Raw genomic sequence first — 15,505 nt, 5'->3', positions numbered from 1 at the left:
CTGTGAGCGATTACCCATCCGGCATGACACTGCGGCCGATCGAGCGTTGGCCGGCACCACGAACCAAACAACCTGGGCCATCGCCGTTCTCCGCTCCCTGGAGATCGACCCTGCAACTCCTCGACCGCGAGCTCCGGGCGATCGGTACTGGCAACCGACCAGCGACGGCCGTGCTGCAGATCGCGATGCGCGAGCAGGACTTCCGTCTCGACGGGCTCCCGAGAGCGAATGCGGTGCCGACGCATCCGGGTGTGATCCTGTCGATCGAGTCGAGCAAGGGCCCGCTCTCGTTCCCGTGCGACCGGTTCACTCACTGGCAGGACAACCTACGTGCGATCGCCCTGTCGTTGGAGGGGCTCCGGATGTTCGACAGATTCGGCACCACCCCGAACGCCGAGCAGTACACCGGATTTCGAGCGATCGGGTCCGCTGCTTCGCCGCCCTCGCGATCGACGTCGGAGGGTGCTCGCCGAGCATTGGAGCTGATCGCGTTCCCGGAAACCGATGGTGTCGACCCATCGGGCATCGGATCGATCGACCGACTGAAGCGGCTAGCCAAGGCAAACTCTCACCCCGACCGCAACGGCGGCGACAGCACTCAGTTCGGCGTCGTCCAGGATCTGATCAAGGTCCTCGGCTGGGACGAGGGCCGCGCATGAGCCTCGACGTCGCTGTCACCACGTGTGTGTGCTCGCTCCCGCACAAGCGAATCCCCGAGAAGGGGCAGCCGTTCACCGCGGCCGACGGCGCGACCGGTGTCGGTGACGGGATAACGCCGGTGTGGGAGTACGCGGTCGACGGCGGGCGTGCGGTCACCGCCTCGCACGACGGCTCGACTCTGTGTCGCGGTCACCTCATCCGGCTGCAGGATCTCGTCGCGTCGACGCCCCGCACGGTGGAGTGGATGCGCGAGCAGATTGAGCCGTCGAACACCGCTCCGGATCGCAGTGCCGGTTACACGAAGCCGTCGAAGAAGGAACCACCCCTGCCGATCTCGGCGGCCGCTGTCGACGCCGCGGACGAGGAGCTCGTGTTCCTGTGCGAGTGGGCGGATCAGGTCTCGGCGGCACGCGGGGAGATGGGCCCGGACTTGGCCGGCGCGCGCACCACGTGGCGGTCGACGTACAGGCCGGTGGCACCGCTTCAGCAGGGTCGCCGCGTCATCGGGTTCCGGGCGATCGACCCGGTCGCCGTGAACCGCGTCGTCAACTCGGTCACGAAGTACCTGCTCGATCGACTCGACTGGATCGCCGAGCAGGAGTGGGCGGGGCAGATGATGACCGAGCTCGGGCAGAACCGCCGATCGCACACCAACCGGTGGCCCCTCGGCGATACGGCCCGCCGCGCAAAGGGATTCCGCTGTATGGACTGCAACCGCGAATCCATCGTCGTCCACCCCCCGGCGCACGCACCGATGTACGAGGAGATCCCCGTTCTGCGGGAGCCACCCGAGCACTACCCGCCTGGTGGTATCGGGCCGCGGATGGAACCGGCTCCGTTCCCTCGGCTCGACGAGTACGGGCACCCGCTCCTCGACGACGCCGGCCAACCGGTCCTGCACATCACCCGCCGCGAGCTGTACGCGCACCCGATGCTCGTCGCCTGCTCCGACCTCCGCTGCGGCGGCCGCGTCGACGAAGTGTATTGGAACTGGGCCAGTCTCGTCGCCGAGTCCGGCGCAGACATCCGAGACAAAGACATCCGACGCCGAGCGATGGGCACCACGTCCGGAGCGAGCATCTACGAAGGGAACGGCTGGACATGAGGGTTTGGGTAACGAAGACCGAGTCGGAATCCGACGAAGAGGGATTGAGGGTTGCGGTGACGATCCGTCGCCTCCGGGACCAGTTGATCGTGAGGTCGGCACCGACTCCTGACGATCAACCCGAGGACATAGTGCTCGGGATCCTCGAATGGCTGCTGTCCACGCCGAGAGGGCGAAAACTGGTGCAGCAGTCTATGCGGGACTGGCACGCCCGTCAGCCGAAGTGCGACCTGCGGGCAGACCTGTGAGTACCTCGACTGAAGAAGAGCTCGCGGCGATCGAAGCCCGAGCGTCGGCAGTCGCGGACGCATTCGACAGCGATGTTCCGCTCGAACTCGATACGTACGTCTGGAAGTACGCGCCCGGGCAACAGAAGCGTTTCACCAGTATCCGGGGTGAACAGGGCGAGATTGCAGCCGTCGAAGGTTGGGCACCGGATGAGCAAGCTGCCATCACCGCGCTGATCGATGCCGTAACGGTTGCCCGTGAGGACGTTCCAGCCCTGTTCGTTGCGCTGCAGGAACGGGACACCACCATCGCCAGAGTGCGAGAAGTGCTGCAACGACTCCACGACAGGATCGTGTTCTCGTCGAAGGACTTCGGTGAAGATCGCTTTGACGTCGGGCTGTACGGCGTCATCGTCGGATGGGACGCGGACGAAGACGATCGAACCATCGAAGGACACGTCGACGCTTGGCCCGAGATCCAGCGACGCAACCCGAGGTTCACTGACGCTGTGATCGCAGCCATTCGCGCGGACCACGCTGTCATCCGCGCTGTCCTCGACCCACAGAGGACACCATGAGCGACGCCCGGATCGAACCGCAAGACGTGATCCAGATGGTGGAGTCGTACGTCAGCAAGCAACTCCACGACGCCGAGAAGTACACCAACAGTGAGCCGCTCGATCAGTCCGGTGTGTGGTCGCTACACGCGCTGGCGGCGACGATCTACGCTCGCGGTTTCGAGGACGGCGAACGGGCTGAGAGTGAGCGCAACAACGGGCAGCGCCGTCGTGAACGTGAAGCCGAGATTGCCGCCGCCGATGCTGCTTCGAGGGTGGTGTTGTGAGCACAGTGAACCCCACACACATCGACGTCATCGCACATGCTCTCGCGGACACTGCCGACGACGGATGCTTCGACAACCCGCCCTGCTGCGACGAACCGCCATGCAGCGATAGATGCAGCACAGACCTCGACGAATGGCATTCAGGCGAGGAAGACCGCGAGCACTGGACGAAGCTCGCACGCGCCTCGGTGTCGAAGCTGACGGCCGCCGGCTACAGCATTGTGGAACACCGACCCACGTGCGCAGAGGCGGGGGACAACTGCAAACACCTTCCGGACTGCCCAATGACCATGTGCGCGTGCGGTGACGAATGGCCCTGCCCGATTCTCGCTGCCGCAGCTGGTACCGAGTGATGACGGGAATGGGTGCAGATCGCAGGGTCCGAGTGGGAGACACCGACTACGAGGTGGCGATCTATGAAGGGCGACTGACGATCTTCGGCTGTGACTGTTGCGCATCCGTGCCGACCGTAGAGAACGCCGAAGCGATCAGGGATCTCATTGAGGAATGGATCCACTACACGCCGAAGGCGCACTGACCGATGAACGGTACCGATCCTCTGGACGTGGACTCCGATCAGTACGTGACGCTGACCGAAGCTGTGCGCCGGACCTCGCGATCACGCCCAACGATTTTGCGCTGGGTGAAGGCCGGGACTGTCCGAACGATCGAGCGTCAAGGTGTCCGCGGATTCCATCTGTCCGACCTCGTTGACGCCGAGGCGACGGCACATTACAACGCGGCTCGGACACGAAAACAGTAGAAGCGCTGTGACCAGCGTGTGGACATCTGGTGGTGTACTCTTCGCGTAAGCGATCGGTGACTCCACGTCCCGGTCGCTTTGTCGTTCCCCGACTCGGCGGCCCAACTCCCTTGATTGCCTTGCTCGGAAGGAACGAACGATGACGGTAGTAGCAGCGCTCGCTTACGCCGACCGCGTGGTGATGGCCGCCGATCGCCTCACCAACTATGGCGGCACCGGCGTGTACATGTCCGACAACAAGATCCGCAGGATCGCCACCAGAATTACGGGCGAGCACGTCCTGTTTGCAGCCAGCGGTCACGGCGCAATGCTGGCGGTGATCGGTAGGAACCTGATGATCGAATCCATGCCGATCGATTCAGAGGACGAGGACGACGTTCAGGACTGGGCCGACGCGATCGCAACCGCGATCACGGAACTCATGGCCGAACAGACACCACCCGTCCTGCATGGGAACGACGGTGACGAGACCACGATCAACGGCGCGCTGCTACTCGGGTGGCGCGGCCATCTGTTCTACGTGTTCACACACCACGCCGTACGTGTACACGACGGGATAGCAGCACTCGGGTCAGGCGCTGACGTCGCGCTCGGTGCACTACATGCCAGCACCGCGCTCGAAGCCGATGCGCTCGAAGCGGTCGATCTCGCAGTTCGCCTCGCCTGTCGACTGATGGATGGATGCGGCATCGACGAACGCGGACCGTACGTCGACGTACTGGTCAATGGTCAGGGTGACCCACCGCATGATCCGTCACTGGTGCCGCGCTCATCCGTCGCCTGATGGCACGTGCATCCAAGCGTGTGTGCTCGGTGCCCGGGTGCCCTTCGATACAGGCTGGACCACTGTGCACGGCGCATGCGAGGGAGCGGGAACGCTACCAACGAGCAACGGTGCCGACCAAGGTCACTCGTGATTGGGCCGAGCAACGACGCCGCGCGCAGGCGGTTGCGGACTGGGTTGCGCGACATGGCTATTGGTGCCCCGGTGTTCGACGGCCAGGGCACAGCTCGCGCGACCTGACTGCGGCGCACGATCCACCGATCGCGCTCGGTGGCGACCCACATGGGCCGCTGAAAGTGCACTGCCGGAGCTGTAACAGCAGGCAGGCTGCACGCTTCTGACCAGCGAAAACGCGAATGGTTCGCGTCGGTAACCAATGCCCTGACCTGCGGCGATGCACCCCCAGGGGGGTGCCCCTAAGCCCCCCCTCCTTGAGGTTCGCCGTGGGGGAGGGCTCTCCGAGGTGCGAAGGGTTCAACATGTTCCGGAAAAAGTTCCGATTCGCACCTCGGTGGGAATTCACCGCGATTCGTTGCAGCGGTGTACGCGATGCGTGGGTTCACATCGGACTTCAACGCTTCCCTGATCACGACTACTGGATATTCGACTTCAGTATCTGGCCACTGTTCCTGATCGTCGTCGATCGCAATCCACCAACATGAGAGGCACCTGCGACATGCCAGCGCAAGACCTGAACCGAAGTCGAATGCACCATCTCCCGAGAAGGTTCCGTACTCGCTGCCTCGATGTCGATGCGATGGAGTTCGATGGGTCCTCGGCAAGCGGGCAGGACATCGTCAGCTGGGTTTTCCTCCGAGGCGGTGTCGCGTCCTGGACCGAGCCGCGGCCAGCCTTTACGTCAGACGACGGTCTTCAGGGCTGTCCCGCCCAACCGGGCATCCTCGTCGTCTGCGGCGTTGTCGTCGAGCCGGGGTACTGGGTGCTCGACGACAAGTGGACCGTCATGGACGACGCCCAGTTGCGTGAGAGGTTTCAGGAATGGGACTGAGAGATCGCCTACACAACCTGGTCGCGTCCTGTGTCCGGAAGTTCGCCCACCGCATGGGTTGGTTCTGATCGTTTTTCCCGCGGCGCACTGCTGCGGTGTCTGTTCGGCGCACTGCCGAACGTAGGAGTTGGTGGCCGATGTCGAATCATGGAGGTGCACGCAGCAGGTCCGGACCGAAGCCGTCGATGTACTCGGCTCGGTCGGATGCCCGTGATCTGAAGGCAACGCGGTTGCCGGTCGAGGGCTACAGCGACGACTTCCCTCCGCTCTCGGAATTCCTGCCCGATGCGTCCGAACGTGAAGGCATTGTGTGGGCCGAGGCCTGGACGACTCCGCAGGCAGCGCAGTGGATTCGCGAGCCGTACCGGTTCCGCACGATCGCGATGTGGGTTCGCTGGACCGTGAAGATGGAAGATCCGGAAGCGCCAGCCGCTGTCGCGTCCGCCGCGCTGCGTCTCGCCGATCAGATCGGTCTGACGCCGTCGGGTCTGAAGGAGAACGGTTGGGTGATCGTGCCCAAGGACCAGATCGTTCCGGAGTCGCCGGCCGCGAAGCAGCGCACGGCGGGCCGGGTCATCGAACGCACGACGGGAACCGGTCGCCGGTTGCGTGGTGTAGCTCGGTCCGATGGCAGCGACTGAGTCGTACGCCGTCGACTTTCCCACCCTCGCTGACGTTCTCGACCCCTGGTATCAGGCGCACTGTTCGATCCCCGACGGCTTCAACGTCGGGGATCCGTTCGTTATGGCCGACTGGCAGTTCTGGTGCACCGCGAACCACTATCGGGTGAAGAAGTCCGCTCGGTGGCAGCCGCGGAAGCCGATGCTGAACCAGGCGTTCACGTATCGACGCTCGCAGATCGTCGGGCCGCAGAAGTCGGGCAAGGGTCCGTGGTCGGCGGCGGTCATCGCGGGCGAGGCCGTGGGGCCGACGTTGTTCGCGGGTTGGGCCGAGGCCGGCGACGGGTACGCGTGCTCGGATTTCGGGTGTGGCTGCGGATTCGAGCATGCCTACAACCCGGGCGAGCCGATGGGTATGCCGTGGCCGACACCGATCATTCAGCTGACCGCGACGTCGGAGGATCAGGTCGATAACGTCTACGGACCGTTGACGACGATGATCGAGAACGGCCCGCTGTCGGAGCTGATGGGCATCCGCGAGAACTTCATCCGGTTGCCGGGCAATGCCCGAGACTCGATGGTGGAGAAGGTCACCTCGAATGCACTGTCTCGCATTGGAAAGCGCGTCTCGTTCGTGCTCAACGATGAGACCGGGCTCTACACGAAAGAGAACAAGCTCGTCGACGTTGCGGATGCGCAGCGCCGAGGCGCGGCAGGTATGCAAGGCCGCACGATGGAGACCACGAACTGCTGGAATCCAGCGCAACACTCGTACGCGCAACGGACCTACGAATCGCGCGTGAAAGACGTATTCAAGTTTTACCGGATGCCGCCGACTGGGTTGCGTTGGGAGAACAGGAAAGAACGTCGCGAGCTGCTGCGGTTCGTGTACGCGGGTTGCCCGTGGATCTCGATCGACTCCATCGACGCCGAGGCCGAGGAGATATCGGAGACCGATCCACCGAAAGCGGAGCGCTGGTTCGGTAATCGCCTCGTACAGGGTGTGGGGGCGTGGATGGATCAGGATGTCTGGGACGGTGCGTATGCGAGGGCCTGAGCGACTGTGGTTGCCCAATCCCAAGGCGGGCACGCAGATCTGCGTCGGCTTCGACGGGTCGGAGTCCAACGACTGGACAGCCATTCGGGCGCAGACGAAGGAGGGCTACTCGTTCACCCCGCGCTACGGCGACGAACGAGCATTGCGGCCGACGATCTGGAATCCGGCGGAGTATGGCGGCCAGATCCCGCGTGATCAGCTCGAGGTGGCCGTCGAGCACATCTTCGACCGCTGGGACGTCGTCCGAATGTACTGCGACCCGGAGGGCTATTACTCCGAGATCGGGTCGTGGTCGGTGACCTACGGCGCGGACAAGGTGTTCGAGTGGCAGACCAACCGTCCACGGCAGATGCACGAGGCGCTGCTTCGATGCGAGACCGATCTGCGGAGCAAGCGAATGACGCACGATGGGTGCCCGATCACCACCCGTCATGTCCTGAACGCGCGCAATGTGCCAATGCCGTCGCAGCGGCACGGTATCCGCAAACCGGTGGGCGAGCATCACCGCAAGATCGATGCTGCGGTGGCCACGGTCCTCGCCAACGAGGCCACGCAAGACGCGTTGGTCGCTGGCTGGCCGGATCCGGTCGATCAGCGCGTGTTCTTCTTCCGAAACCGACAATGAAGGAGGGGTTGTGACAGCACCGATTCTGCGGACGACCCTCTCGTCGGAGCACCGGGACCTGATCGGCAAGATGAACGCCAGCCTGTCTCGTCTGCAGGCGGCCGACCGTTTGCACGATCTGTATTTCGAGGGCGATCAGCGTGTGAAGCAGCTCGGCATCGCGGTGCCCCCGGAACTGCGGATGTTCGAGACCATCGCCAACTGGCCGCGGATGTATGTCGAGGAGATCGCGCGGCGGCAACGAATCAAGTCTCTGATTCGACGCGATTCCAAGTCTGCGGTCGTCATCGACGAGGAGGGCAACGAAGAGCCACCGAAGGCGTCTCGCCAAGACATCGCCTTGCAGGAGAGCTTCGACGTCAACAACCTCGCCTCCGAGATTCGACTGCTGAACAAAGAGACAATGATCTACGGCCGCTGCTACATGACGGTCGGCACCAACGAGGACGATCCCGACCACCCGCTGATCTCGGTCGAGTCCCCGCTGCAGATGTCGTGCCTGATCGACCAGCGGCGACGGCGGATGAAAGCTGCGTTCCGCCAGTTCCGCACGGACGACGGCGATCGTGTCGGCACACTGTTCCTGCCCGATCAGACCATCCAGGTGATTGCCGGGCCGCGTGGCTGGCAGTACGACGAGGTGGGCGGAGACGCCGAGAACGAGGACGACAACGACGCGGTCGATGATCACCAGCTCGGTGTCATTCCGGTCGTGCTGTTCCTCAACCGGCGACGTCTCGGTAAGTGGACCGGCACGACCGAGATGAAAGACATCATGGGCCTGACCGACGCGTGTGCCCGCTCTCTGGCGAACATGCAGGTTGCCCAGGAGACGCACGGCACGCCCGGGAAGTGGTTGCTCGGTGCCACGAAAGGTGACTTCGTCGACGAGAACGGCCAGCCGATCCCGCTGTGGGAGTCGTACTTCACTGCGATGGCAGCAACGGCCAAGGGCCCGCGCGAGGCGATGTTCGGCCAGTTCTCGGCCTCGGATCTGCGCAACTTCCACGACACGGTGAAGCTGTACGCCGGTCTCGGGTCGTCGGTGACGGGTCTGCCGATGCGGTACTTCGGCCAGAACACTGCAAATCCCGCTGCCGAAGGCGCTATCCGGGCCGACGAGTCACGGATCAACGGCAACGCCGATGAGAAGAACGAGAGCCAGGGCACGGGGATTGGTTGGGCGATGGTGCTCGAGGAGCGGTTCCGTACCGGCGAGTGGCCGGATAAGGGCACGGCGATCAAGGTCGAGTGGAAAGATCCCGCGACCGCGACGAAGGCCGAAGAGGCGGACCATATCCAGAAGCTCAACGGCGGCACTCCGGTGTACTCCCGCGAGGGTTCGTGGGACGAGCTCGGCTGGGATGAGGCACGGAAGAGCCGTGAACGTCGCAACTTTGCGGCTGAGAGTGATCCGGTGCTGGACCGACTGAATCGCAAGTTGAACGAGGTACCCAAACGCACCCCGGGAGACATCGATGATTCCGGAACCGGCAGCTGACAGTTACATTCGCCAGCAGGTCATTCAGATCGATGTCATCGACGCCGCGACAGAGATATGGGGCCGCCGGCCACCACGCGACTTCGATGCGTGGTTCGCCGACAACGTCGACCGCCTCGTTGCCGTCGTCGCTGCCGGACAGCAGGCCTCGGCCGTTGGTACCGACGAGTACGTCGCAGACACACTCGACGCGCTCGGGACCACCGTCGAGCCGATCGCGCAGGTTGATCCGGAAGGACTGATCGGAGTTGCGTCCGACGGCCGCGCTTTGGACACGCTCATGTACTCGCCGATCATTACCGCGAAGGGCGAGATCGCGAAGGCGGTCGACCGCGGCCTCCCGATCGGCCCCGACGTGCTGTCGGCCGCGTGGGAGACCGGCCTGCGTATGACGCAGCTCCGGGTGCAGACGCAGGTGGCCGACGCCAACCGGGTCGCGACTGGTCTCGGTGTGACGGTACGTCCCGACGTCGGGTACGTGCGCATGCTCAACCCGCCGTCGTGCTCGCGCTGCGCGGTGTTGGCGGGCCGGTTCTACCGGTTCAGCAGCGGCTTCCTTCGGCACCCGTTCTGCGATTGCCGGCACATCGCGTCGACGGAGGACATCGCCGACGACCTCCGCACCGACCCGATGGACTACTTCGCCTCGCTCGATCCGCGGATGCAGGACAAGATCTTCACTCTCGCAGGGGCGCAGGCCATTCGCGAAGGGGCGGACATCGCGCAGGTCGTCAACGCCCGCCGCGGTGCGCACGGACTCGCCACCGCGGGTCGACTCGTTCGGCGCGATGTGTACGGCCAGAGTTTGTTCACCACGACCGAGGGCGTGACCAAGCGCGGTGTCGCGGGCAAGCTGATCCGACGCCGTGGCCGGACTCCGGAGACGACACCTAGGCTGATGCCCGAGGACATCTACGAACTGTCCGGTGGCGATCGCGACGAGGCGTTGCGGATGCTGCGGTTGAACGGCTACGTCCTCGACCGGTCGGGTCCTCGTTCGGGCATCGGATCACGGACCGGCCTGGTGCCGGATATCGACGCGATCGTCAAGCCTCCGCGACCGGCGAAGCCGCCCATGGTCGACCTCGACGCTGTGGCCGACTGGCTCGCAGCCGAGGACAAGTACAAGGCCGACGTCAAGAAATGGCTCGCGGCCGAGAAGAAGTACACCGCCGACGTGAAGAGGTGGCTGGCAGCGGAGAAGAAGTTCAACGCTTCGCGGATCCTGTCGCCCGCTACACGCGACCTCGTCGCCACGGCCAAGGCATCGTTGCCGGTGGATCGGGCCGGTTGGCTCGACACCACGATCAAGTACCCGACGGACCGGAACGGCGCAAAGCTGGTGCCCGAGAAGCTGCAGCGGCACCTCGACTCGACGTTGTCTGTCGGTCGCGCCGTCCGTGCAGATGCAAACACACGCATCGCGAAGGACGCGCAGATCAAGAGGCTATTGGCCGAGGAGAAGCAGCTGGTCGCCAGCGGCGGTGCGTTCGCTGCGCGTCGAAACGAAATCACCAAGCTCGTAGCCGAACGGGAACAACAGATCATCCTCGACACACTGCGGGAGATTCGGCAGATCGGTGGCGTGAAGCAGCCGGCAGTCATTGCCGATTTCGGGATTTCGAGTGCAACAGCCGGGAATGCGGACGGACTGGCATCCCTGCGGCGCGCAGAATCGATCTTCCCCGCGGATTGGTTGCGAACTGCATCCTCTGGCCGGCTGGATATCGGCAAGGCGGATCGGGCCTTCTATTCGGCCAACTACGATTACATCGCTGCCAGCGCAACGGATATGAAGCCGAATTACCGCGGTGGTTTCGATTCGTACTCCGACGAGGTGATGGCTCACGAACTCGGTCACCGCATGGAATCGAAGATCGACGGACTCACTCAGTTGGAGTTCGCGCTGCTTCGATCCCGGTCCACGAACAGTGGTGTCCTCGAACCGCTCAGCCGCGTATACCCCAAGGACGCGGAATTCGCCGACGAGGTTGGCTATGAAGACCAATGGAAGAATCGGTACGCGGGTAAGTCGTACGCAGACGATTCCACAATGGCTGATCCGGCGCGTCGTCCCGCGGAAGTGTTCCAGGTAGGTTTGCAGGACACATTCGGACGCAGCGACATCAACGGTGAGTTCGACAAGACCGGTCAGCTGCAGGAATTCGTGATCGGGGTGATGGCGCTTCTATGACCTGGAAAGTGACGTCCCGGACGGACCCGGAACGGTGGCTCGAATCCACCGGCGGTATCGATTTCACCGCCGACCCCGAGACCAGCTACGAGCTCGGCGATCTCGGCCGATTCGTGTACCCCCTGACCCCGGTCGGGCCGGGGGTATTCGGAGTGCGGACACCATCCGAACTGTTCGGTGCCGCGTGGTTCCTCATCCCGTCACCTCGAGTGGCCGGCGACCATCCGCCCTACCCGGACATCCCCAACGATCCCGACGTCATCTACTGACTGACTTTGCAAGGCCCCGAGCGCAACTGCGGTCGGGGCCTTCTCAATGCCCGTGTCACGCACGGGATTTCTCTCGCCTGACCCGCACTGGGCAGGTCTCACGCTGCCCGCACCGGGCGCACCACTAGGAGAAACCGCTCATGCGCAGAACCATCCTGTCCGACGAAATGTTCGCCTCGCTCCTCACACGTGACCGCCAGCCGGTCGTGTGGTCGGTGCAGCCGTTGCAGCAGCAGATGGACAAAGACGATCCCGACGACGACAAAGACGTCGACGACGAGGACGATCCCGACGACGACAAAGACGTCGACGACGAGGACGATCCCGACGACGACAAAGACGTCGACGACGAGGACGATCCCGACGACAAGAAGTTGGGACCCAAGGGCGAACGCGCGCTCGAGCGAATCAAGGAAAAGCTTCGCAACGAGAAGAAGCTACGCCGTGAAGCCGAGCAGAAGGTGCTCGACGCGGCGACGGACGGCAAGACCAAGACGGCCGAGCGGGACATTCTCGCGAAGGCCAACTCCCGAATTCTGCGTTCGGAGGTGCGAGCAGCCGCGGCTGGCAAGCTCGCCGACCCTGCGGACGCGATCAAGTTTCTCGACCTCGATCAGTTCGATGTCGGTGAAGACGGCGATGTGGACCAGGACGAGATCGAAGATGCGATCGAGGACCTGGTGAAGCGGAAGCCGTATTTGGCCGCGCAAGGCGGCGACAAGAAGAGGCGGACACCCAAGGGTGACCGCAGGCAGGGCGGTGGTGGTCGCGATGCGACGGGCACTGTCTCGGCCGGCCGCTCGCTGTACGAGGCCAAGAAGAAGAAAACCACCTAATCGAACTGACCTCTGAAGGAGGGACATTCACATGGATCTCAACGTCAAGCGCGAAGATTTCGGCCAGGACGATCGGTCGTGGCTCGCAACCGCGCACGGAACCGAGACCGCGCGTCCGATCAACATCGACGTCGCATCGTTCGCAGGCAAGTACCCCGACGGCTGGATCAAGTCCGGGTACCCACTGAAGAAGATCGGAACTCGCTACGGCCTCCGGGTCGACGGCGACACCGATCCGATCGAGGGCCATCTGTACACCGCAGTGAAAGTACCGGCAGGCCTCGCGGTCGTGGCCGGCGCTTTGTACTGGCATGGCGCGGTTCTCACCGCGAAGCTGCCGCAGTCCGTCAACGCCGCCGGGCAGGCAACTGCTCGCGACATCCGATACTTCTAGGAAGGGGCTGAGCAGCAATGGCTTTGATCCTCAACAGCGACTACATCTCTCCGGCCGAACTGACCGGCTACGTCCGCGAGGCGTTGAAGGACCGCCCGATCAACGATCTGGCGCTCATCGACGATCTGCTTCCGGACACCCTGATCGACGACGTCGACTTCCGGGCGAACATCACCCAGCTCGGCCTGCGCCGCGCCGCAAAGTTCCGCACGTTCGACACCGAGGCCCCGCAGTCCGCGCGCAAGGGCGTTGCGCGAATCAGCGGTGAGCTGCCTCCGATCTCGGAGAAGCGCATCCTCGGCGAATACGACCGACTGCGACTCCGCAAGGCGGACAACGCCATTCTCGACATCATCCTCAACGATGGCGTCGAACTGGCCGAGGCACTCAAGACGCGTCTGATCATGGCCAAGGCGCAGGCCCTGGTCACAGGCAAGGTCTCCCTCGCCCAGGACGGCCTCGAACTCGAAGCCGACTTCCTGCGTTCGGCGGCGCACTCTGTCACGGCGGCCACGCTGTGGTCCGGTGCGGCGGATCCGGTTCTCGACCAGGAGTCGTGGTTCACGGTCTTCCGAATCCTGAACTCGGGCAATCCTGCTCGCGCGATCACCTCGCAGCGTGTGATGTCCACCCTCATGCGCAACACGGCGATCAAGGCAATGTGCCTGGCTCCCGGCGCGACGCAGGGCATCGTCACACGCGAGCAGGTGAACTCCCTGTTCACCTCGTTCGGTCATCCGCCGTTCGAGATCTTCGACGCGCAGGTCGAGGACTACAACGGCAACACGGTCCGGCTGATCCCGGACGACCGCATTCTGTACATCGCCTCGAACAACGCCAAGCTCGGTGAGACCCTGTGGGGTGTCACGGCGGAGGCGATCGAGTCCGATTACAACGTCGACGCCACCGAAGCACCGGGTGTCGTCGTCGGCTCGTACATCAACCCTGATCCGGTGCAGCGTTGGACGAAGGCCTCGGGCATCGGTCTGCCGATCCTGGGCAACTCCAACGCGACGATGATTGCGAAGGTGCTCTGATGGCGAATCTCACGTCGATCGTTCACGTCCCGGACGAGGACGGGACCTACCACATCTTCCATCCGGGCGACGAAGTGCCGGACTGGGCGGTCAAGGCGATCACCAACCCGACGGTGTGGGACGAACCGCCGGTGATCGCGGCCAAGACCACGGCCGCGAAGAAGACCGCGGCGAAGAAGACCGCGGCGAAGAAGGCTGCACCGCGCAAGGCAACGGCCGCCGCGGCCGCCGATGCCGGAACTGGCTCCGACGCCACCGGTGGCGACACCGACGGAGACGGAGACGGTGACAATGCGGACGGCGGCGACAGCAGCGGAGAGGCCGCAGACTCGTCGAGTGGCGGAGACAACGCCGACTCGTCCGCTGCCGACTCGTCGGCGTCCATCGGGGACTGACCGATGGCGTCGACGGATCCGCTGATCACCGTCGACTACATTCGTGACGCCAGCCAGGAAAGCTTTCCCGAGGACGCGAACTCCCCGGAGCTGAAGCAACTTCAGTTCCTCATACGGTTCGCGTCCGGGAAGGCCCGCAACGACGTGCGCCGCACGTCCGGGCTGGACCTCGATCACGGACTCGCAGAGGGCCTGCTCGACCGAGACGTGATGATCGGCGTGATGTCGGTGGCGGTCATCCGCGCACTGACAAACTTCCGGCGAGGCCTCGGCGTGAAGTCGATGCAGTTCCCGGAAGAGACGACCGAGTTCGATCTCGCTCCGGACGCGTCATCGCTGGTGTACTTCACACCGAGCGAAATCGCGGACCTCACGCCGATGCCCGCCAAGGGCGGACTCGAATCGTCATCGTTCTCGATCTCGCCGTCCTACGCACCGGACCGCCGACCGCAGCACTTCCGCAGGGACTTCCTCACATGAGGCGGTACCCGCAGAACTGGTCGGTGCTCCGCGAGAACCCTCCGGTCTACGACGAGTCGACAGGCAACAAGATTCCGGTCCCGCCGACGGCAGTTCCGGTCACCGGACTGCTGTCGCTGCGTTTCCTCGAAACGAAGCAAGAGCAGCTTCCCGGAGAGCTGACGACCAGTCAGATGGTGCTGCAGCTCAACGCTCCGGTACCCGGCGGATTGAACGGCAGGGACCGACTCCGCTTCGACGGTGATACCCGCACAGACGGGACGGACGCGACCGACATCGTCGAGGTCGGCCAAGTCGTCTATGTACGTGGCCGGCCGAAGGAGCGACGGTCGGCCGCTGGGGGACCGGTGCAGTACGTGGTCGCAATCGTCGACCACGGATCGGATATGGCATCGAGCCCAGAGTTGACCCCGTAACCGAAAGTGAGTGATCCGCAATGGATCAGCCCGAAGCGCAGCAGCCGAAACCGCAACCGCCGTACCCGACCACGTCGCATTTCGTGGTCGCGCAGTTGGCCAAGGACCTCGACGGGATGGCCTTCGGCGCTGCGGATTGGCATTTCAATTTCCGCACCGACCCGAGCTACTACGGCGCGCTCGCGCAGGCAGTGCTCAACGCACAGGCCGGGTGGTTCCTCGACATGCGAACCCGCGAATGGGTTCTGCGTGAAGACCTGTCCGAAGAACAGAAGGCAATGACTTGACC

At 63.9% G+C, this 15,505-nt stretch carries 20 protein-coding genes; all 20 read left to right on the top strand.

The genetic code is table 11. The annotated features are described in order from the left end of the window. The first annotated feature begins 2 nt into the window (after positions 1-2). The 20 genes from CH302_RS27735 (at position 3) to CH302_RS27615 (ending at position 15,503) form a co-directional block, all read left to right on the top strand. Positions 3-659 (top strand): hypothetical protein, encoded by a 657-nt coding sequence (locus tag CH302_RS27735; protein ID WP_094650279.1) that lies wholly within the window; start codon positions 3-5, stop codon positions 657-659. Further along, complete coding sequence (locus tag CH302_RS27730) at positions 656-1,765, top strand: hypothetical protein (RefSeq protein ID WP_094650237.1); 1,110 nt, start codon at positions 656-658, stop codon at positions 1,763-1,765. Before CH302_RS27735 ends, CH302_RS27730 begins: the two co-directional genes overlap by 4 nt. Further along, positions 1,762-2,013, top strand: coding sequence for a hypothetical protein (locus CH302_RS27725; RefSeq protein ID WP_094650235.1), 252 nt, complete (start codon positions 1,762-1,764; stop codon positions 2,011-2,013). The genes CH302_RS27730 and CH302_RS27725 overlap by 4 nt, the downstream gene beginning before the upstream one ends. Then, complete coding sequence (locus CH302_RS27720; protein WP_094650233.1) at positions 2,010-2,570, top strand: hypothetical protein; 561 nt, start codon at positions 2,010-2,012, stop codon at positions 2,568-2,570. Before CH302_RS27725 ends, CH302_RS27720 begins: the two co-directional genes overlap by 4 nt. Then, positions 2,567-2,836 carry a hypothetical protein gene (locus tag CH302_RS27715; protein WP_255139144.1) on the top strand — a complete coding sequence of 90 codons (270 nt, stop codon included), beginning with the start codon at positions 2,567-2,569 and terminating at the stop codon, positions 2,834-2,836. Before CH302_RS27720 ends, CH302_RS27715 begins: the two co-directional genes overlap by 4 nt. A gap of 902 nt (positions 2,837-3,738) precedes the next feature. Then, positions 3,739-4,383: a hypothetical protein gene (locus CH302_RS27695; protein WP_094650225.1), complete on the top strand. Its 645-nt coding sequence runs from the start codon at positions 3,739-3,741 to the stop codon at positions 4,381-4,383. A 757-nt stretch (positions 4,384-5,140) separates the two neighbouring features. Next, the gene (locus tag CH302_RS27680) at positions 5,141-5,392 is read left to right on the top strand and encodes a hypothetical protein (RefSeq protein WP_094650219.1); all 252 of its coding nucleotides are present in this window, start codon (positions 5,141-5,143) and stop codon (positions 5,390-5,392) included. A gap of 137 nt (positions 5,393-5,529) precedes the next feature. Further along, positions 5,530-6,033 carry a hypothetical protein gene (locus CH302_RS30355; protein ID WP_094650217.1) on the top strand — a complete coding sequence of 168 codons (504 nt, stop codon included), beginning with the start codon at positions 5,530-5,532 and terminating at the stop codon, positions 6,031-6,033. Beyond that, on the top strand, positions 6,020-7,069 hold the full coding sequence (locus CH302_RS30350) for a terminase (RefSeq protein ID WP_176460798.1): 1,050 nt from the start codon (positions 6,020-6,022) through the stop codon (positions 7,067-7,069). Before CH302_RS30355 ends, CH302_RS30350 begins: the two co-directional genes overlap by 14 nt. Beyond that, positions 7,056-7,694, top strand: a complete 639-nt coding sequence (locus CH302_RS30345) for a terminase (RefSeq protein ID WP_176460797.1) — start codon at positions 7,056-7,058, stop codon at positions 7,692-7,694. Before CH302_RS30350 ends, CH302_RS30345 begins: the two co-directional genes overlap by 14 nt. Before the next feature lie 10 nt (positions 7,695-7,704). Next, complete coding sequence (locus CH302_RS27665) at positions 7,705-9,195, top strand: phage portal protein (RefSeq protein WP_255139141.1); 1,491 nt, start codon at positions 7,705-7,707, stop codon at positions 9,193-9,195. Further along, positions 9,173-11,389 carry a hypothetical protein gene (locus CH302_RS30340; protein ID WP_176460796.1) on the top strand — a complete coding sequence of 739 codons (2,217 nt, stop codon included), beginning with the start codon at positions 9,173-9,175 and terminating at the stop codon, positions 11,387-11,389. The genes CH302_RS27665 and CH302_RS30340 overlap by 23 nt, the downstream gene beginning before the upstream one ends. Next, entirely contained in the window at positions 11,386-11,658 is a 273-nt protein-coding gene (locus tag CH302_RS27655) for a hypothetical protein (RefSeq protein ID WP_094650213.1), read from the top strand. Before CH302_RS30340 ends, CH302_RS27655 begins: the two co-directional genes overlap by 4 nt. Before the next feature lie 140 nt (positions 11,659-11,798). Beyond that, entirely contained in the window at positions 11,799-12,494 is a 696-nt protein-coding gene (locus CH302_RS27645; RefSeq protein ID WP_176460795.1) for a hypothetical protein, read from the top strand. A 31-nt stretch (positions 12,495-12,525) separates the two neighbouring features. Then, positions 12,526-12,888 carry a hypothetical protein gene (locus CH302_RS27640; protein ID WP_094650207.1) on the top strand — a complete coding sequence of 121 codons (363 nt, stop codon included), beginning with the start codon at positions 12,526-12,528 and terminating at the stop codon, positions 12,886-12,888. 17 nt (positions 12,889-12,905) lie between these two features. Then, on the top strand, positions 12,906-13,925 hold the full coding sequence (locus tag CH302_RS27635) for a major capsid protein (protein ID WP_094650205.1): 1,020 nt from the start codon (positions 12,906-12,908) through the stop codon (positions 13,923-13,925). Beyond that, the gene (locus CH302_RS30335) at positions 13,925-14,320 is read left to right on the top strand and encodes a hypothetical protein (protein ID WP_094650203.1); all 396 of its coding nucleotides are present in this window, start codon (positions 13,925-13,927) and stop codon (positions 14,318-14,320) included. The genes CH302_RS27635 and CH302_RS30335 overlap by 1 nt, the downstream gene beginning before the upstream one ends. 3 nt (positions 14,321-14,323) lie before the next feature. Continuing rightward, a complete protein-coding gene (locus tag CH302_RS27625; protein ID WP_094650201.1) occupies positions 14,324-14,800 on the top strand; it encodes a hypothetical protein in 477 nt (158 codons plus the stop codon). After that, positions 14,797-15,216 carry a hypothetical protein gene (locus CH302_RS27620; protein ID WP_094650199.1) on the top strand — a complete coding sequence of 140 codons (420 nt, stop codon included), beginning with the start codon at positions 14,797-14,799 and terminating at the stop codon, positions 15,214-15,216. Before CH302_RS27625 ends, CH302_RS27620 begins: the two co-directional genes overlap by 4 nt. A gap of 20 nt (positions 15,217-15,236) precedes the next feature. Then, the gene (locus tag CH302_RS27615) at positions 15,237-15,503 is read left to right on the top strand and encodes a hypothetical protein (RefSeq protein ID WP_094650197.1); all 267 of its coding nucleotides are present in this window, start codon (positions 15,237-15,239) and stop codon (positions 15,501-15,503) included. Positions 15,504-15,505 lie beyond the last annotated feature (2 nt).

The organism is Rhodococcus sp. 15-2388-1-1a (genome assembly GCF_002259145.1).
In the GTDB taxonomy this organism is placed as follows: domain Bacteria; phylum Actinomycetota; class Actinomycetes; order Mycobacteriales; family Mycobacteriaceae; genus Rhodococcoides.
The sequence above is the reverse complement of the archived record's forward strand: the minus strand, read 5'-3'. Positions and strand labels throughout refer to the sequence as shown.

What these genes read in the sequence shown, in the direction of transcription:
- CH302_RS27655 (WP_094650213.1), top strand. Translation starts at nt 11,386, where the DNA reads ATGACCTGGAAAGTGACGTCCCGGACGGACCCGGAACGGTGGCTCGAA.
- CH302_RS27645 (WP_176460795.1), top strand. Translation starts at nt 11,799, where the DNA reads ATGCGCAGAACCATCCTGTCCGACGAAATGTTCGCCTCGCTCCTCACA.
- CH302_RS30335 (WP_094650203.1), top strand. Translation starts at nt 13,925, where the DNA reads ATGGCGAATCTCACGTCGATCGTTCACGTCCCGGACGAGGACGGGACC.
- CH302_RS27640 (WP_094650207.1), top strand. Translation starts at nt 12,526, where the DNA reads ATGGATCTCAACGTCAAGCGCGAAGATTTCGGCCAGGACGATCGGTCG.
- CH302_RS27695 (WP_094650225.1), top strand. Translation starts at nt 3,739, where the DNA reads ATGACGGTAGTAGCAGCGCTCGCTTACGCCGACCGCGTGGTGATGGCC.
- CH302_RS30350 (WP_176460798.1), top strand. Translation starts at nt 6,020, where the DNA reads ATGGCAGCGACTGAGTCGTACGCCGTCGACTTTCCCACCCTCGCTGAC.
- CH302_RS27725 (WP_094650235.1), top strand. Translation starts at nt 1,762, where the DNA reads ATGAGGGTTTGGGTAACGAAGACCGAGTCGGAATCCGACGAAGAGGGA.
- CH302_RS27730 (WP_094650237.1), top strand. Translation starts at nt 656, where the DNA reads ATGAGCCTCGACGTCGCTGTCACCACGTGTGTGTGCTCGCTCCCGCAC.
- CH302_RS27715 (WP_255139144.1), top strand. Translation starts at nt 2,567, where the DNA reads ATGAGCGACGCCCGGATCGAACCGCAAGACGTGATCCAGATGGTGGAG.
- CH302_RS27635 (WP_094650205.1), top strand. Translation starts at nt 12,906, where the DNA reads ATGGCTTTGATCCTCAACAGCGACTACATCTCTCCGGCCGAACTGACC.
- CH302_RS30340 (WP_176460796.1), top strand. Translation starts at nt 9,173, where the DNA reads ATGATTCCGGAACCGGCAGCTGACAGTTACATTCGCCAGCAGGTCATT.
- CH302_RS27620 (WP_094650199.1), top strand. Translation starts at nt 14,797, where the DNA reads ATGAGGCGGTACCCGCAGAACTGGTCGGTGCTCCGCGAGAACCCTCCG.
- CH302_RS30345 (WP_176460797.1), top strand. Translation starts at nt 7,056, where the DNA reads ATGCGAGGGCCTGAGCGACTGTGGTTGCCCAATCCCAAGGCGGGCACG.
- CH302_RS30355 (WP_094650217.1), top strand. Translation starts at nt 5,530, where the DNA reads ATGTCGAATCATGGAGGTGCACGCAGCAGGTCCGGACCGAAGCCGTCG.
- CH302_RS27615 (WP_094650197.1), top strand. Translation starts at nt 15,237, where the DNA reads ATGGATCAGCCCGAAGCGCAGCAGCCGAAACCGCAACCGCCGTACCCG.
- CH302_RS27680 (WP_094650219.1), top strand. Translation starts at nt 5,141, where the DNA reads ATGGAGTTCGATGGGTCCTCGGCAAGCGGGCAGGACATCGTCAGCTGG.
- CH302_RS27625 (WP_094650201.1), top strand. Translation starts at nt 14,324, where the DNA reads ATGGCGTCGACGGATCCGCTGATCACCGTCGACTACATTCGTGACGCC.